This window comes from Chloroflexota bacterium, from assembly GCA_018648225.1.
Taxonomy (GTDB): Bacteria; Chloroflexota; Anaerolineae; order Anaerolineales; family UBA11858; genus NIOZ-UU35.
This window is the reverse complement of the sequence record JABGRQ010000138.1, coordinates 1-14335: the sequence shown is the minus strand read 5'-3', so window position 1 is coordinate 14335 and position 14335 is coordinate 1. Positions and strand designations below refer to the sequence as shown.

General features: G+C 51.1%; 11 protein-coding genes and 1 pseudogene. 8 read left to right on the top strand and 4 right to left on the bottom strand.

What is annotated here, in order from left to right:
- Positions 1–192: 192 nt before the first annotated feature.
- Genes nagA through rsfS form a run of 5 tightly spaced genes read left to right on the top strand, consistent with a single transcriptional unit; the run spans position 193 to position 4995 of the window.
- Positions 193–1356, top strand: coding sequence for an N-acetylglucosamine-6-phosphate deacetylase (gene nagA / locus HN413_13675; GenBank protein MBT3391444.1), 1164 nt, complete (start codon positions 193–195; stop codon positions 1354–1356).
- 1 nt (position 1357) lies between these two features.
- Entirely contained in the window at positions 1358–2200 is an 843-nt protein-coding gene (locus HN413_13670) for an EF2563 family selenium-dependent molybdenum hydroxylase system protein (protein MBT3391443.1), read from the top strand.
- The gene (gene yqeC, locus HN413_13665) at positions 2191–3996 is read left to right on the top strand and encodes a putative selenium-dependent hydroxylase accessory protein YqeC (protein ID MBT3391442.1); all 1806 of its coding nucleotides are present in this window, start codon (positions 2191–2193) and stop codon (positions 3994–3996) included. The genes HN413_13670 and yqeC overlap by 10 nt, the downstream gene beginning before the upstream one ends.
- Positions 3997–4021: 25 nt before the next feature.
- On the top strand, positions 4022–4600 hold the full coding sequence (gene thpR, locus HN413_13660) for an RNA 2',3'-cyclic phosphodiesterase (GenBank protein ID MBT3391441.1): 579 nt from the start codon (positions 4022–4024) through the stop codon (positions 4598–4600).
- Positions 4601–4650: 50 nt separating this feature from the next.
- On the top strand, positions 4651–4995 hold the full coding sequence (gene rsfS, locus HN413_13655; protein ID MBT3391440.1) for a ribosome silencing factor: 345 nt from the start codon (positions 4651–4653) through the stop codon (positions 4993–4995).
- A 78-nt stretch (positions 4996–5073) separates the two neighbouring features.
- Here the strand turns inward: rsfS and HN413_13650 are convergent, their stop codons facing one another.
- Complete coding sequence (locus HN413_13650) at positions 5074–6087, bottom strand: hypothetical protein (GenBank protein MBT3391439.1); 1014 nt, start codon at positions 6085–6087, stop codon at positions 5074–5076.
- Between the two features lie 164 nt (positions 6088–6251).
- Positions 6252–6536: a DUF503 domain-containing protein gene (locus HN413_13645; protein MBT3391438.1), complete on the bottom strand. Its 285-nt coding sequence runs from the start codon at positions 6534–6536 to the stop codon at positions 6252–6254.
- A gap of 51 nt (positions 6537–6587) precedes the next feature.
- Here HN413_13645 and HN413_13640 point away from each other — a divergent pair, with 51 nt between their 5' ends.
- Positions 6588–7271, top strand: coding sequence for a DUF4230 domain-containing protein (locus HN413_13640; protein ID MBT3391437.1), 684 nt, complete (start codon positions 6588–6590; stop codon positions 7269–7271).
- A 16-nt stretch (positions 7272–7287) separates the two neighbouring features.
- Here HN413_13640 and HN413_13635 read toward each other — a convergent pair whose 3' ends face one another.
- The gene (locus tag HN413_13635; protein ID MBT3391436.1) at positions 7288–8112 is read right to left on the bottom strand and encodes a lipoate--protein ligase family protein; all 825 of its coding nucleotides are present in this window, start codon (positions 8110–8112) and stop codon (positions 7288–7290) included.
- Positions 8109–9158, bottom strand: a complete 1050-nt coding sequence (locus HN413_13630) for a response regulator (protein ID MBT3391435.1) — start codon at positions 9156–9158, stop codon at positions 8109–8111. The genes HN413_13635 and HN413_13630 overlap by 4 nt, the downstream gene beginning before the upstream one ends.
- Positions 9159–9300: 142 nt before the next feature.
- Here HN413_13630 and HN413_13625 point away from each other — a divergent pair, with 142 nt between their 5' ends.
- Positions 9301–11499 (top strand): sugar-binding protein, encoded by a 2199-nt coding sequence (locus HN413_13625; protein ID MBT3391434.1) that lies wholly within the window; start codon positions 9301–9303, stop codon positions 11497–11499.
- An 83-nt stretch (positions 11500–11582) separates the two neighbouring features.
- Positions 11583–14303: pseudogene (locus HN413_13620) on the top strand (ATP-binding cassette domain-containing protein).
- Positions 14304–14335 lie beyond the last annotated feature (32 nt).

Genomic DNA, 14335 nt, shown 5'->3' with positions numbered 1-14335 from the left:
GGGAGGCGCAAGACTTGATCGCGGTTGCCCCAGTATTTGATAAAGGCGATGTTAGGATGTGCGATGGCGGTGGCGGTATTTTGTAGCTTCGGATTCGCGGCATTATTGAGAAATTTACCCATAATGCCTGAAGTATATCAACGATATGATCGATCGTCTATTTTTCGTTTTGAGTGTAGAATTTATCCTGTGATGTATCTTTTGGAAAACGCCGTCATCTATACGCCAGATAGTATGTTTCCTCAAAGCAATTTGCTGATACGGGATGGACGTATTGCCGCGCTGAGCGAATCGAAACTGCCTTATGCGGCCAAGAGCGTACAACGATTTGACGCGCGCGGTTTGATTCTGGCCCCTGGATTCATCGATCTGCAAATCAATGGCGGCTTCGGTTTGGATTTTACAGCCGACCCGGCTTCGTTGTGGCAGGTGGCCGCACAATTGCCGCGGTATGGTGTCACGGCGTTTTTACCTACGCTGATTACATCTCCTCCGGAGCGGATCGTGCAGGCTTTGACGATTTTGTCCCATGAAGCGCCGCCTGACTTTTGCGGCGCGGCGCCATTGGGGTGGCACCTGGAAGGCCCTTTTTTGAATCCGAATAAAAAAGGCGCCCATAGCCCCAATGATTTATGCCAACCCTCCTTAGAAGCTGTTAAATCCTGGTCACTGGAAGAAGGTGTGCGCCTGGTTACATTAGCCCCCGAATTGCCCGGTGCGCTGGATGTGGCCTGTGCTTTGCAGGAGCGCGGCGTAGTAGTGAGCGCGGGGCACTCGCTGGCGACGTTTGCACAGGCACAAGCCGGTTTCGATATTGGCATCACCTGCGGCACGCATATTTTTAATGCCATGACATCCATCCATCAGCGCGATCCCGGGCTACCCGGCGCGTTGTTGAATGATCCGCGCGTCAGCGTGTCCCTGATCGCTGATGGCATTCATGTGCATCCGGCGCTGGTTCAATTGGCATGGCAGACGAAAGGCTCTCAGGGTTTGATCTTGGTCAGCGATGCCATGGCCGCGCTGGGTATGCCGCCGGGTGAATATCGCCTTGGTGAGGTGAGTGTGAGCGTTGATGATAAATCAGCGCGTCTCGCCGATGGTACGTTGGCGGGGAGCATTTTGTCGCTGGATGCGGCTTTGCGAAACCTGGTCGCCATTACTGGAGCAACCCTGCCAGAAGCCTTGTCTGCGCTTACCCGTACTCCCGCGCGTTTGCTGAGACTCGCTGATTGTGGTCGAATTGCGCCGGGTTGTATAGCCGATTTAGTCTTGCTAACCCCCGATCTGGAAGTCGTCGCAACCTGGGTACGCGGTGAACTTGTTTACCAGCGAGCGGAAGGTGTATACTTTTAAGATGGTGAAAGAAACTCCGATTGTAATTCTTCGAGGCGGCGGCGATCTGGCCAGTGGTGTGGCGGCGCGTTTGCAGCATGCTGGAATTAAAGTTGTCATCATCGAACTGGCGCAGCCTTTGGCGGTGCGCCGTCTGGTTTCATTTTGCGAGGCGGTTTACCGTAGCGAGATTAGGGTAGAAGGCATTACCGCGCGGCGCGCCCCAGATTCGCAGTTTGCGACTCAAATTTTGGCAGACAACCAGATACCTGTGCTGATTGACCCTGACATCAGCCTTCGCAACGCGCCGCAATTCTTCGTTTGCGCTATGATTGACGCCCGCATGACCAAGCGCCCGCCGGAACGATCTCCAGCAGGAACCCCCTGGATGCAGCATTTTCCTTTGATGATCGGCCTTGGGCCGGGCTTCGTCGCTGGTGAAAACTGCCATGCCGTAATCGAAACCCAGCGCGGTCATTTTTTGGGGCGTGTGATTTGGGACGGCAGCCCCCAGGCCGATACGGGTATCCCCGGCGCAGTTGTCAGCCAGCAGGCCGAGCGCGTGCTGCGTGCCCCAGCGGATGGAATCCTGCACAACCACGCCGAAATTGGGATGCGCGTCACAATCGGGCAGGTGATTGCCCGCGTCAGCGAGCAACCCATCACCGCTCCTTTTGATGGTATTTTGCGCGGCCTGTTGCACGAAGGATTGCCGGTGCGCCAGGGCATGAAGGTGGGCGATGTAGACCCGCGCAACAATCCGCAAAACGCATATACGATTTCCGAAAAAGCGCTGGCAATTGGCGGCGGTGTGCTTGAAGCGTTGCTCACTTTACCTGAAATTCGCGCTACGCTATGGAACTGAAGCGTGCCTTGCGTCTTTCTCAATACCCCAGTCTGGCGTTTGTTGGTGCCGGGGGGAAAACAACTGCCATGTTCCAGGTGGCGCGCCAGCTTGGCACCCCGCTGATTGTTTGTGCCACAGCACATCTGGCTTTGGCGCAAACGCGGTTGGCCGATGAACATCTCATTTTTCATTCGCTTGCTGATACCAATCAGTTGGCGCAGATTGCCCTGAGCGGCGTGATATTGATCACCGGGCCAGTGGAGGGAACGCGTACAACCGGCCTGTCGCCGGAGATTGTAATTTGGATGCGCCAGTTTTGTGGCTATCACTCCCTGCCGCTGCTGATTGAAGCCGATGGGGCGCGCCAATTGCCGTTAAAAGCGCCTGCCGAACACGAACCGGCGTTGCCTCCCGAGGCGGATACCGTATTCGTAGTTGCGGGACTGACTGGCGTAGGGAGGATGCTGACTTCGGAGCATGTTCACCGCCCGGAGCTTTTTTCTGCTCTCTCAGGTCTGCACATGGGGGCGCAGATTACGCCCCAGGCATTGACGCGGGTTCTGCTGCACCCCAATGGCGGCCTGAAGAATATGCCCATCGGTGCGCGACGCGTGGTATTACTCAATCAAGCCGATACGCCCACGAAACAAGCCATCGCCCGGAGTATGGCCGCAGAATTATTGCGAAAATATGATGCAGTGTTGATTGGGAGTTTGCAAACTTCGCCGGGGAACGTTTATGCTGTGCATGAGCCGATTGCCGGAGTGATTCTCGCGGCTGGAGCCGCGCAGCGTTTTGGGCAGCCGAAACAACTGCTCGATTGGCGCGGGAAGCCCCTGGTATGGCATGTGGCACAGGCAGCCCTACAGGCCAATATATCGCCAGTGATTGTGGTGGGCGGCGAGCACACGCTTCAATTGCGCCGCGCTTTGGCAGGTTTGCCCGTGGAGGTTGTTCACAATCCTCACTGGCAGGCAGGTCAGCATACTTCGGTTCAGTGTGGATTGGGGGCTGTATCCGCGCGTGGGGCAGCCACTCTCTTCCTTTTGGCCGATCAACCCCAGGTTTCTGTTTCGCTCATCCGCAGCCTGACCGAAATCCACGCCCGGCGGCGCCCAGCTATTGTGGGGCCGATGATCGATAGCCAACGCTCCAATCCGGTTTTATTTGACCGTGAAACCTATGCAGCCTTTGCGACATTATCTGGCGACCAGGGCGCGCGGCAACTCTTCTCTCGCTTCCCTGTAGAATGGATGCCCTGGTATGACGATACGCTTGCGCTGGATATAGACATTCCGGAAGATTTCCAACGCTTGCAGCAAACTTTCGGCGGCAGACCGATGGGACTCTTTTCCTCTTGCAGAGGGGGTTATTCTGTGATATTTTCGAGTACAATAAGGCCAAAGGAGTTGCCGCAGATGGCAGAGCAGCAGAAAAAGATCATCATTATCGAAGATGAACCAGATACCGTGGAGATGTATTCCGAGATGATGCGTCTGAGCGGACATGAAGTGTTGAAATTGTATGAAGCTTCATCGGCTTTGGACCTGATTTTAGCGGAGATGCCCGACGCTATAGTTTTAGATGTTATGATGCCCGTTGTTAGCGGGCTGGATTTGTTGCGAGAGCTGCGCGCGGCCCCCGAGTTGGTAGATATTCCGGTGATAGTGGTTTCGGCAATGGGCCTGCCGCAAGATATTCAGGCGGGTTTTGATGCCGGAGCGTCGGTATATCTGACCAAACCGGTCACGTATCAGGAGTTGAGTAAAGCTGTTCTAGATATTCTAGACGGGGATAGCAAGCCCAACCGCTGATGATAATTAAGGTAGAAAATTTTTGATGTCAGTCGTTCGTGCTTTTATTGCAGTTGACTTGCCTCCGGATTTGCAGGCTCGTCTGGCGCAGGTTGGACAAGATTTAAATGCAGCGATGGGTGATGTGCCGATCCGCTGGGTTTCTGCAGGCCATATGCATGTAACGCTGAAGTTTTTGGGTGATGTATCACTCAATAATCTGGAAGTGGTAACGGATATTCTGCGCAGTGAGGCTGCAGACCGCGGCGAGATGGTGCTGAGTCTGGGTGGGGTGGGAGCGTTCCCAAAGCCGAGGCGGCCGCGCGTAATTTGGGTAGGGGTTGAAGCTCCGGATGAATTGCAAGCTTTGCAACGTGGTATTGACCGGCTGACAGCCCGTGTGGGCTATGCACGCGAGACGCGGGAGTTTTCCCCGCATATTACTTTGGGGCGCGTATCACGCAATGCTTCTCCGGGCGATGTGCGCCAGATTGGCGATGTGCTATGTGCAAAGAAAATTGGTTTTTTAGGGGTGGCGCGGGTTGCGGCTGTGCATCTTTATCGTAGTGATTTACAAGCTGGCGGCGCCGTTTATACACGTTTATTCTCTGCCCCGCTGGGATAATCGCCCGTGCCCAACTATTTTGTTAATATTTGATAATTGAAGAGGTGTGATTGGATACTTTAGAATTAGCCTATACTATTGTTGATGCTTTAGAAGAAAAAAAGGGAGAAAATATTCTTATCCTGGATATTCGGGAAATCTCTCTGTTAGCAGATTATTTTGTTATTTGTTCGGGCACTAGCCCGCGCATGATTGATGCTTTATCGCAAGGGGCGGTGTCTGCTGTTAAGGATGAACATCAAATTAAGCCGCGGCTTGAAGGCTCTGCACATGCTGGGTGGATATTATCGGACTATGGAGATGTAATTGTGCATCTATTTTCTCCAGATCGCCGGGAATATTACGCCCTGGAAGAGCTTTGGCGTGAAGCCAGGGTAGTGATTCAGATTCAATAGCAGCGGTTTAAAGAGTTAAATAAATAGCGTGTGGGTTACGAAGCAACCTACACGCTATTTATTTGAAACGTATCGAAACTAGCCAGCATACTCAAGATAGGTGGTTCCTCGGAAGCGTCGCGCGCCCCAGCCCACCGTGCCATCTGGCAATTCAATGAGCCACCAAATATCATCACCCAGCGATAGCTCTCTATATATTGTAAAAACATACCCGCGCCGAATGGCGCCAACTACATTATTTTCATGTGTAGTTGGGCGTGAGCGCATTCGCAGGGCGTTATAACCCACGCGCAAAAAGCCTTTTTTCAAGGTTGCTGGTTGAGTTGTTTCTTCGGGGGGAGTCTCGTCTTCGGGTTCCTCGATCGGATCTGCAATGACCACTTCGATGGGTCTTTCATCATCGGGGGTTTCGTCATCGGGCTGCTGCCATTTGGCGAAGGTGTAGAACTCTTCTTTGCTCATATTGACGCGGTTGATATCAATCCCCGATGTTGCTACGCCAAATTCGCTGCCACGCCCATTTTTATCGGCGCTGTATTGCCACATCCACCAGTCATTCCAGGGCCGCGGTCGATAGATGCTGTTGGCCTGATTCCCCCAGGGGTGAGTCATTGTTTCGCTATAGGCAGCCACCCAGAGCTTGTGTTCGCTGGCCCAATCCGGGCTGCCCACATTGGGGTTCCAGAATGTGGCCCGCGTGTAGATCACAGCCTTCACACCCAGCTCACTTTCCACAATATCAACAAATTCTTTCAATTCTTTTTGAAAGCGTGCCTGGTTCGCATTACGCGGGTTATGTTCTACATCAACCGCCGGAGGCAAGTTCCATTTTACTGATTTAAGTAAATTGCAGAAATAGCGCGCCTGTTTGGTGCCGTCAAAGTGTGGATAAAAAAAGTAATAGTATCCGCATGGGATGCGCTCGCTAAATTTGCCCGCATTCTCGCGGAAGCGCCAATCCGTGTAGCTGGCGCCGTTATTCTTGTCGGTACCGCCCGACTTTATATACATTCCCAGCGTCCCGGCTCCGAGCATTTTGACAGAATTGATATCTCTTTGCCATGTAGATACATCAACAATGGGTTCAAACATGGTTACCTCCAGCGAATGCTAAATTTTTTCATGTTTATGACAAGGGGTATTTTTTGCTAAGATTGTTTTCGCTTGCCCTGAATTAGTCGCACAGTTAGCATAGCAAATAAGCCGGTGGACGTCAATAATGAATTTCGGATGAAATTTATCCAAAAATATTAAACCTATACGATTTCAATTTGTTCGTCGATTATGGTCACATCCGGCCAGTTTTTCTCGATCCAGGCGGGGATGGCCTGCAAAGCACGCTGGGTGTGAGCGTTATGATTGCTTACCAGTGCACAGGCAATCACCGCGCTGCCCCAGGCGTCGTTATGATCGATCTCGGCCACAGAGATATTGAACTCGCGCCGCAGTCGGGTGAGCAAAGGTTTCAACCGGCTGCGCTTTTCTTTGAGCGAGGCGCAACCGGGTATCTGAATTTGGAGGGTGAGTACGCCGAGAGACATGGGTTTACAGGATGCTATTGGATTTGCAACCCTCATAGTATAATGGATGGCATGAAAGAAACAAGAGCCTGGATTTTAGTTTTGGGTATCCTGCTGATTGTAGGATGGGCAGCATTTGGCGTGGTTGGCGCGGTGCGTGAAATGACGGGCAGTGTCAGCAATACGACCGAAGATGCCTTGAAACCGATAACCGATGTGACGGGTGGTTTGGCGACACAGGTGGCGCAGTTTTTGAATCCTACGCCGACGGTATTGCCAGACCCGGTGACGATTATCCGCGATGTGCGTACGATTGCCCGTCTGGAAACGATTCAGTATTCGATTGAGAAGGTGGTCACGGCGGATAAAGGGCAGGGGAGTCTGGAATTTCTCTTTGGCGATCAGTTGATCTTCGTGGCGCATGGGGTGGTGATTGCCGGGATCGATTTGGGCGATCTTACCGAAGATGATTTTTGGCTGGATGGCGGCGTTTTGTATATGCGCCTGCCCCCGTCCGAAATTTTTATTGCCACACTGGATAACGATAAATCGTATGTTTATGATCGTGATACTGGCCTGTTTACGAAGGGCGATATTCATTTAGAGACGGCTGCTCGTCAGGTAGCTGAAGATGAAATTGAAAACGCCGCTCTTGAAGACGGGATTCTGGAACAGGCTCGTATCAATGCCGAAGCGTATCTAGTGCGCTTTTTGTCGGCGTTGGGATATTCGGATGTGATTTTTGTGACGGAATAACTAAATCGTCTTGCGCTCAAATACGCTCATTCCAATCGGAGTGGGCGTATTTTTTATTAACTAATTCTTCCGCACGACCAAGCTCTGCCGGGGTGAGTTCGCCAGGTTCCAGTTGGATATCCAGCGTTTGGGCAAATGCCTGCTCAAATGCAGCCGCGGCTTGCTCCCAGGGGATGGCGCGCTGCAGAACGGCTTCAACGGTGGTCGCGCGTGCTAATAAGCGTTGCGCGGCTTGTTCGCGCTCTGCTTCCGATGGGAAAGTTAGTGCATGAGTAATGCGCGTAAGATCGCCGTAGAGCGGCAGAGTGCCGTGCTGTAATACGTTCGTTTTCTTGCGCGCCTGGGCGCTGCCAATCAATTTTTTACCCGCGACCGTAATTTCATAATGCGAAGGCACCTCGAAGCAAATTGGCTCTACTGACTTTGGTTGGTCATTTTTTTTGGGCAATGCCTGGGCGGGGAGGGCCAATAAGTGCAGGGCATGCAAAAGCGCGCGTGATAATCTCTCGTAACTATCGATCACGCTGCCCGCCAAACGCGGCTCCTTTGCTGACCCGATGACCGAGTACGTTAATTCATCGGTATGCAAGATAGCACGCCCGCCGGTGAGCCGCCGCACCAGATGCCAGCCGCGCGCGCGGATTGTTTGGAAATCAGCATCCTTAATCGACTGCGCATAGCCAATGGACAGGCAAGGCGGATCCCAGGCATACATACGCAAAGTAGGAGGTGTGTCACCGCGACCAATACTTTCGAGAATGGTTTCATCAACGGCCATATTCCATGCCCCGAATGCCGGAGCGGTTTTGATGAGACGCCAGGTAGTGGGCTGAATGGTCATACGACAATATCATCGATCACCTGACGCAATGTGCGGGCGTCCAGGTCTTTTTTGTCCAGGAAGGCAACGGCTCCGGCCTCCATGCTCAGGCGACGGAATTCACGGTCGGGGTAGGCGCTGATCATGATGATGCGTGATCTTGTAGATACAGCCTTGATGCGTCGGGCGCAACGAATGCCATCGTCTTCCCCCAAAACGACATCTACAAACGCGAGTTGAGGCTGAACTTTCTCGGCAAGTCGTTGTGCGCCTAGAATACTATCGGATTCGTAGAGGATTGCTTGGGGATAGACACGAGCCAGCATGCGCTGAATCTGATGTAAGTAGCGATGATTGTCGTCCACAACTAGAATAGTAACGTCTTGAGATGGGGCTGGGGCATCATTTTTTTTCTGTTGCAAGCGTTGCCCGGCGACACCCAATGCCTCGGGGTGCTGACTGACAAATTTGACGGCCTCAAGACGGCTTTGTACTTCTAACTGGCGATAGATACGTGTCAAGTGATTTTCGATTGTCTTGACGCTCAAACTCAGTTCTATCGCAATACTTTGGTTATCAAGACCCTCCTGCAAAAGCTGTAGAATATCGCGTTGACGGGAAGTTAGTGGCGAAATATTCGACGCCGACTTTTCTCTTCCTACAAGTTTGGATAGCAATGGGCTTGATATCCAGCGTTCACCGGCAAGAATGCGCGACATCGCCAATTTTAAATCACTTAATGGCTGATCCTTAAGATGATACCCATCTACCCCAGCCTCTAACATACCTCGAACGTAGACATCATCATCATAGGCGCTGATGACCAGAATTTTCATATCTGGATTTTGTGCCCGGATATACCCAACAGTTTGAATTGGGTTGAAGTCTGGCATACTGAGGTCAACCACTAAAAAATCGGGTGATTTTATGACGAGTGCTTTGAGCAATGTTGGCCCATCACCAACTTCTCCAATAACATTGAGGCCGGGTATTTCTTCGATCACATTGCGGATTCCCGCGCGGACAACTGCGTGGTCATCTGCTAGTAGAATTTGTGTTGTTTGCATGAGCTTTAATCTTACCATCAAGGGGATGATTGGGGGAAATCCCCTATGCTGGGTGGGGGAAAAAGGGGGGTAGCGATGTTAAATAATTGTTAACATTGTAAAGACAATGTTCAAACAATTTTACAGAACTAAGGAGAGTGTTATGTTCCAAAAGAATATCCGCCCATTGTTAGTAGTTCTGGCCTTGCTGGTTTTTGCAGGGTTGGCGCTTTCAGCCTGCGCACCGGCAGCCGATGAAGCTGCTCCTGCTGAAGAATCAGCTGGTGAGATGGCAGGCAAAGTTGGTATCGTATTGCCGACCAAAGACGAACCACGCTGGATTCAAGACCAGGCGCGCTTCGAAGAAGCTTTGACCGAAGCTGGCTACGAAGTAGAAATACTCTTCAGCCAGGGTGACTCGGCCAAAGAGAAAGCCAACGTTGAAGATCTGATCACCAAGGGTGTTCAGGTACTCATCATCACCCCGCACGATGGCGCTGCTGCCGCTGCTGCTGCTGAAGCCGCCGCCGAAGCTGGCGTGAAAGTGATTTCTTACGACCGCCTGATCCTCGAAACCGAAGCTGTAGATTACTACGTGACCTTCGACAGCATCGCTGTTGGTGAAGCCCAGGCACAATACCTGGTTGACAAAGCCGAAGGCGAAGGCAACCCGCTATTCCTGTATGCTGGCGCCGCTTCTGACAACAACGCTTTCTTGTTCTTCGAAGGCGCCTGGAACGTTCTGCAACCGAAGATTGCCGATGGCACCTTCGTAATCAAGAACTCCAGCGAAGCTGAAGCTCTGGCCGACAAAGCCGAACTGAGCCGTGACGAAATGGCCCAGATCATCGGTCAGGTCACCACCAACTGGGACTTCAACACTGCCAAAAGTCTGGCTGAGGCCAACCTGACCTCTGCTCCCGCTGAGGACAAAGGCGATGTCTACATTTTGGCCCCCAACGACGGCACCGCCCGTGCCATTGCCGATGCTTATGCTGCTGATGCTGACGTGACGAGCTTCATTGTCACCGGTCAGGATGCTGAGAAAGCCTCCGTGCAGTACATCATTGATGGCAAACAGTCCATGACTGTTTTGAAAGACGTTCGCACACTGGTTGGCGATGCGATTGCCGCGGCGATTGCCTTCCTCGAGGGTGAAACACCCCCCGAGACCCACACCTACAACAACGGTGTCAAAGATGTCCCCGCCAAACCGTCTGCGGTAATCTCCGTCGACGCAGACAATGTTCAGGAAGCCATTATCGACTCCGGCTACTGGCCTGCTGAAGACTTCACGGGCGTTGGCGAAGCTGCTCCTGCTGAAGAACCCGCTGCCGATATGGCCGCCGGTAAAGTCGGCATCGTATTGCCGACGAAAGACGAACCACGCTGGATTCAGGACGAAGCCCGCTTCGAAGAAGCTTTGACCGAAGCTGGTTACGAAGTAGAAATTCTCTTCAGCCAGGGTGACTCGGCCAAAGAGAAAGCCAACGTTGAAGATCTGATCACCAAGGGTGTTCAGGTACTCATCATCACCCCGCACGATGGCGCTGCTGCCGCTGCTGCTGCTGAAGCCGCCGCCGAAGCTGGCGTGAAAGTAGTTTCTTACGACCGCCTGATCCTCGAAACCGACGCTGTAGATTACTACGTGACCTTCGACAGCATCGCTGTTGGTGAAGCCCAGGCGCAATACCTGGTTGACAAAGCCGAAGGCGAAGGCAATCCGCTGTTCCTGTATGCTGGTGCTGCTTCTGACAACAACGCGTTCTTGTTCTTCGAAGGCGCCTGGAACGTTCTGCAACCGAAAATTGCCGATGGCACCTTCGTAATCAAGAACTCCAGCGAAGCTGAAGCTCTGGTCGACAAAGCCGAACTGAGTCGTGATGAAATGGCCCAGATCATCGGTCAGGTCACCACCAATTGGGACTTCAACACCGCCAAAAGTCTGGCTGAGGCCAACCTGACGGTTGCTACTGCCGAAGACAAAGGCGATGTCTACATTTTGGCCCCCAACGACGGCACCGCCCGCGCCATTGCTGACGCTTTCGCTGCTGACGCTGATGTGGCAAGCTATGTTGTCACCGGTCAGGATGCTGAGAAAGCCTCCGTGCAATACATCATTGACGGCAAGCAGTCCATGACTGTTTTGAAAGACGTTCGCACGCTGGTTGGCGATGCGATTGCCGCGGCGATTGCTTTCCTCGAGGGTGAAACACCCCCCGAGACCCACACCTACAACAACGGTGTCAAAGATGTCCCCGCCAAACCGTCTGAAGTAATCTCCGTCGACGCAGACAATCTTCAGGAAGCCATTATCGACTCCGGCTACTGGCCTGCTGAAGACTTCACCAATCTTCCCTAGCTAATTGCTTCTTTCTCCTTTGCAGGATAGTGATAAACTTATCACTATCCTGCTCTATTTTTATCGATCAACGCGGAGTTGCCATGATTCCTCCCATATTGGAAATGAAACACATCACGAAAGAATTCCCCGGCGTCAAAGCGTTAGATGACGTGAGCTTTCAAGTTAAGACGGGAGAAATCCACTGCCTGGTTGGCGAAAACGGTGCGGGCAAGTCAACCTTGATGAAGGTTTTGAGTGGTGTATATCCCCATGGGGATTATGTTGGGGAAATTATTTATGAAGGTCAGGCCCAAAAATTTAGACATATTGCCGATAGCGAAAAAGCTGGCATCGCAATTATTTATCAGGAATTAGCCCTGGTGCCTGAGTTGACCGTGTACGAAAATATTTTCCTCGGTCACGAGATAGCAAATGGTTTTACGATTGACTGGAACGAAACCATCAAGCAAGCTGATGAGATGCTTCAGAAAGTAAAGCTAAATGTCAATCCCGAAGCAAAAATCAAAGAGCTGGGGGTTGGACAGCAGCAATTGGTAGAAATTGCCAAAGCCTTGAGCCAAGATGTCAAACTGCTTATTTTGGACGAGCCGACTTCTGCGCTCAATGAAGATGATGTTGAAAACCTTTTCTCGCTGCTGCGGGACTTGAAAAAGCAGGGCGTTACCTGCGTTATGATCACGCACAAGCTCAAAGAGGTGATCGAAATGTCTGATTCCGTCACGATTTTGCGCGACGGACAGGCCGTCATAACCCTGGATGCCCACAATGGCGAAGTCAATGAAAATGCATTGATTAAGCACATGGTTGGGCGAGAAATTGAAAATATTTATCCTAAGCGCGATAAAAAAGCATCCACAGAAACCTTATTGGAAGTTAAGAATTGGAATGCTTATGATCCTAAGCTAGGGCGCAAAATCTTGAGGGATATTAATTTCCGTCTGGCAAAAGGTGAAATTATTGGACTTTCCGGTTTAATGGGGTCTGGGCGCACCGAGCTTGCACTGAGCCTTTTTGGTAACCCGGATGGATATGAAATTGAAGGCGAACTTCTAGTAAATAATGAGACGGTGGAATTTGGTCATCCAGAAGGTGCTATTGCTTCTGGTATTGCTTATGTTACAGAAGATCGCAAGCGTAATGGTCTGATTTTGATTCAGGATGTCAAGCAAAATAATACCTTGGCCAACTTGAAAGGAATCTCCAATCGCGGTGTGGTTGATGAGAATGCTGAAATTAAAGTTGCTTCAGAGTATGTTGTTTCTCTCAATATCAAAACACCGAGTATCGAACAGACTGTGGTCAACCTGAGCGGTGGAAATCAGCAGAAAGTATCCCTTGCCAAATGGTTGTTTGTAAAGCCCGATATTTTGATCCTCGACGAACCTACGCGCGGGATTGATGTCGGTGCCAAGTTTGAAATTTACACGATCATGAACCGCCTGGTAGAGCAAGGTATGGGTATCATTATGATCTCATCTGAGCTGCCTGAGGTTCTGGGGATGAGCGACCGGGTCTATGTGGTTTCAGAAGGTGAAATCACCGGCGAACTTGCCATTGAAGATGCCACTCAAGAAAGTATTATGAAATTGGCGACTGTAAGCTAAAGGAGACTAGAAATGTCATTCTTTAAAGACGTACAAAAAGTATTGAAGCAAAATATCCGTGAATACGGGATGTTTATCGCCCTTTTCGTAATTATGGCAATATTTACGATTACAACCAAGGGCATTTTTATTTCATCGAGAAATATCAGCAATCTGTTAAATCAAACCGGATATATCGCTGTTCTGGGGGTTGGCATGACGTTGGTTATTGTCATCCGGCATATTGATCTCTCGGTTGGTTTCCTGGCTGGTTTTCTGGGGGCGGTGGCGGCAATCGCAATGGAATTTTGGGGCTTGCCCGTTTATATGGTCATTCCGCTGGCGATGGCATTTGGCGTTTTGGCCGGGGCGATTACCGGATTTCTGGTTGCTCAATTGGGCATTCCGGCTTTTGTGGCTACATTGGCTGGTTGGCTGATATACCGCGGCGCCCTTCTGGTTGTGACAGAAGGTACTGGCACGATCATCATTTCAAGTGATGCATTCAACGCACTTGGAAATGGTTATATCCCCGATTTCCCTGCAATGGGATTTTTACCAGAGATGCACAAGCTAACCCTGTTATTAGGGATTATCGCCATCGTATTCTTTGTGATGAGTGAACTCAACAGCCGTCGAAGAAAACAAGCTTATAATTTTGAAGTATTACCAATGAATATTTTTGTTTTGAAATTGGTGTTAACTTCTTTGCTGATTGGCGGCATTGCCTGGACCCTCGCTGGCTATAACGGGTTGTCTTGGACGGTTGTGATCGTTCTGTTGGTGGTTGGTATCTATCACTTTATTACAACCCAAACAGTTTTAGGTCGCCACATTTATGCGATTGGTGGTAATCCTGAAGCGGCAGAACTGAGCGGCATCAGCGTCAAGAAGATCACCTATACGGTTTTCTGCTCGATGGGGATGTTGTCCGGTTTGTCGGGGATGTTGTTCGCATCACGTTTGCAATCGGCTACAACAACGGCTGGTACACTGTTTGAGTTAGATGCCATTGCAGCCGCCTTTGTGGGTGGTGTCTCGGCGGCTGGTGGTGTGGGTAAAGTCACCGGCGCACTGATTGGTGCCCTCGTAATGATGTCCCTGACCAGCGGCATGAACTTGATGGGGATCGGGATTGCTTACCAATATATGGTGCGTGGTGCCGTGTTGGCTGCTGCCGTGATATTTGATGTTGCTACTCGCAACCAGGGTAAATAATTATACATATTCTAATTCGTACTCACGCCTAG

Bases quoted from the DNA above. Each gene is read 5' to 3' on its own strand.
- HN413_13640 (MBT3391437.1), top strand. From the start codon at position 6,588: ATGAAAGAAACAAGAGCCTGGATTTTAGTTTTGGGTATCCTGCTGATT.
- HN413_13625 (MBT3391434.1), top strand. From the start codon at position 9,301: ATGTTCCAAAAGAATATCCGCCCATTGTTAGTAGTTCTGGCCTTGCTG.
- HN413_13650 (MBT3391439.1), bottom strand. From the start codon at position 6,087: ATGTTTGAACCCATTGTTGATGTATCTACATGGCAAAGAGATATCAAT.
- HN413_13635 (MBT3391436.1), bottom strand. From the start codon at position 8,112: ATGACCATTCAGCCCACTACCTGGCGTCTCATCAAAACCGCTCCGGCA.
- yqeC (MBT3391442.1), top strand. From the start codon at position 2,191: ATGGAACTGAAGCGTGCCTTGCGTCTTTCTCAATACCCCAGTCTGGCG.
- HN413_13645 (MBT3391438.1), bottom strand. From the start codon at position 6,536: ATGTCTCTCGGCGTACTCACCCTCCAAATTCAGATACCCGGTTGCGCC.
- HN413_13630 (MBT3391435.1), bottom strand. From the start codon at position 9,158: ATGCAAACAACACAAATTCTACTAGCAGATGACCACGCAGTTGTCCGC.
- HN413_13670 (MBT3391443.1), top strand. From the start codon at position 1,358: ATGGTGAAAGAAACTCCGATTGTAATTCTTCGAGGCGGCGGCGATCTG.
- thpR (MBT3391441.1), top strand. From the start codon at position 4,022: ATGTCAGTCGTTCGTGCTTTTATTGCAGTTGACTTGCCTCCGGATTTG.
- nagA (MBT3391444.1), top strand. From the start codon at position 193: ATGTATCTTTTGGAAAACGCCGTCATCTATACGCCAGATAGTATGTTT.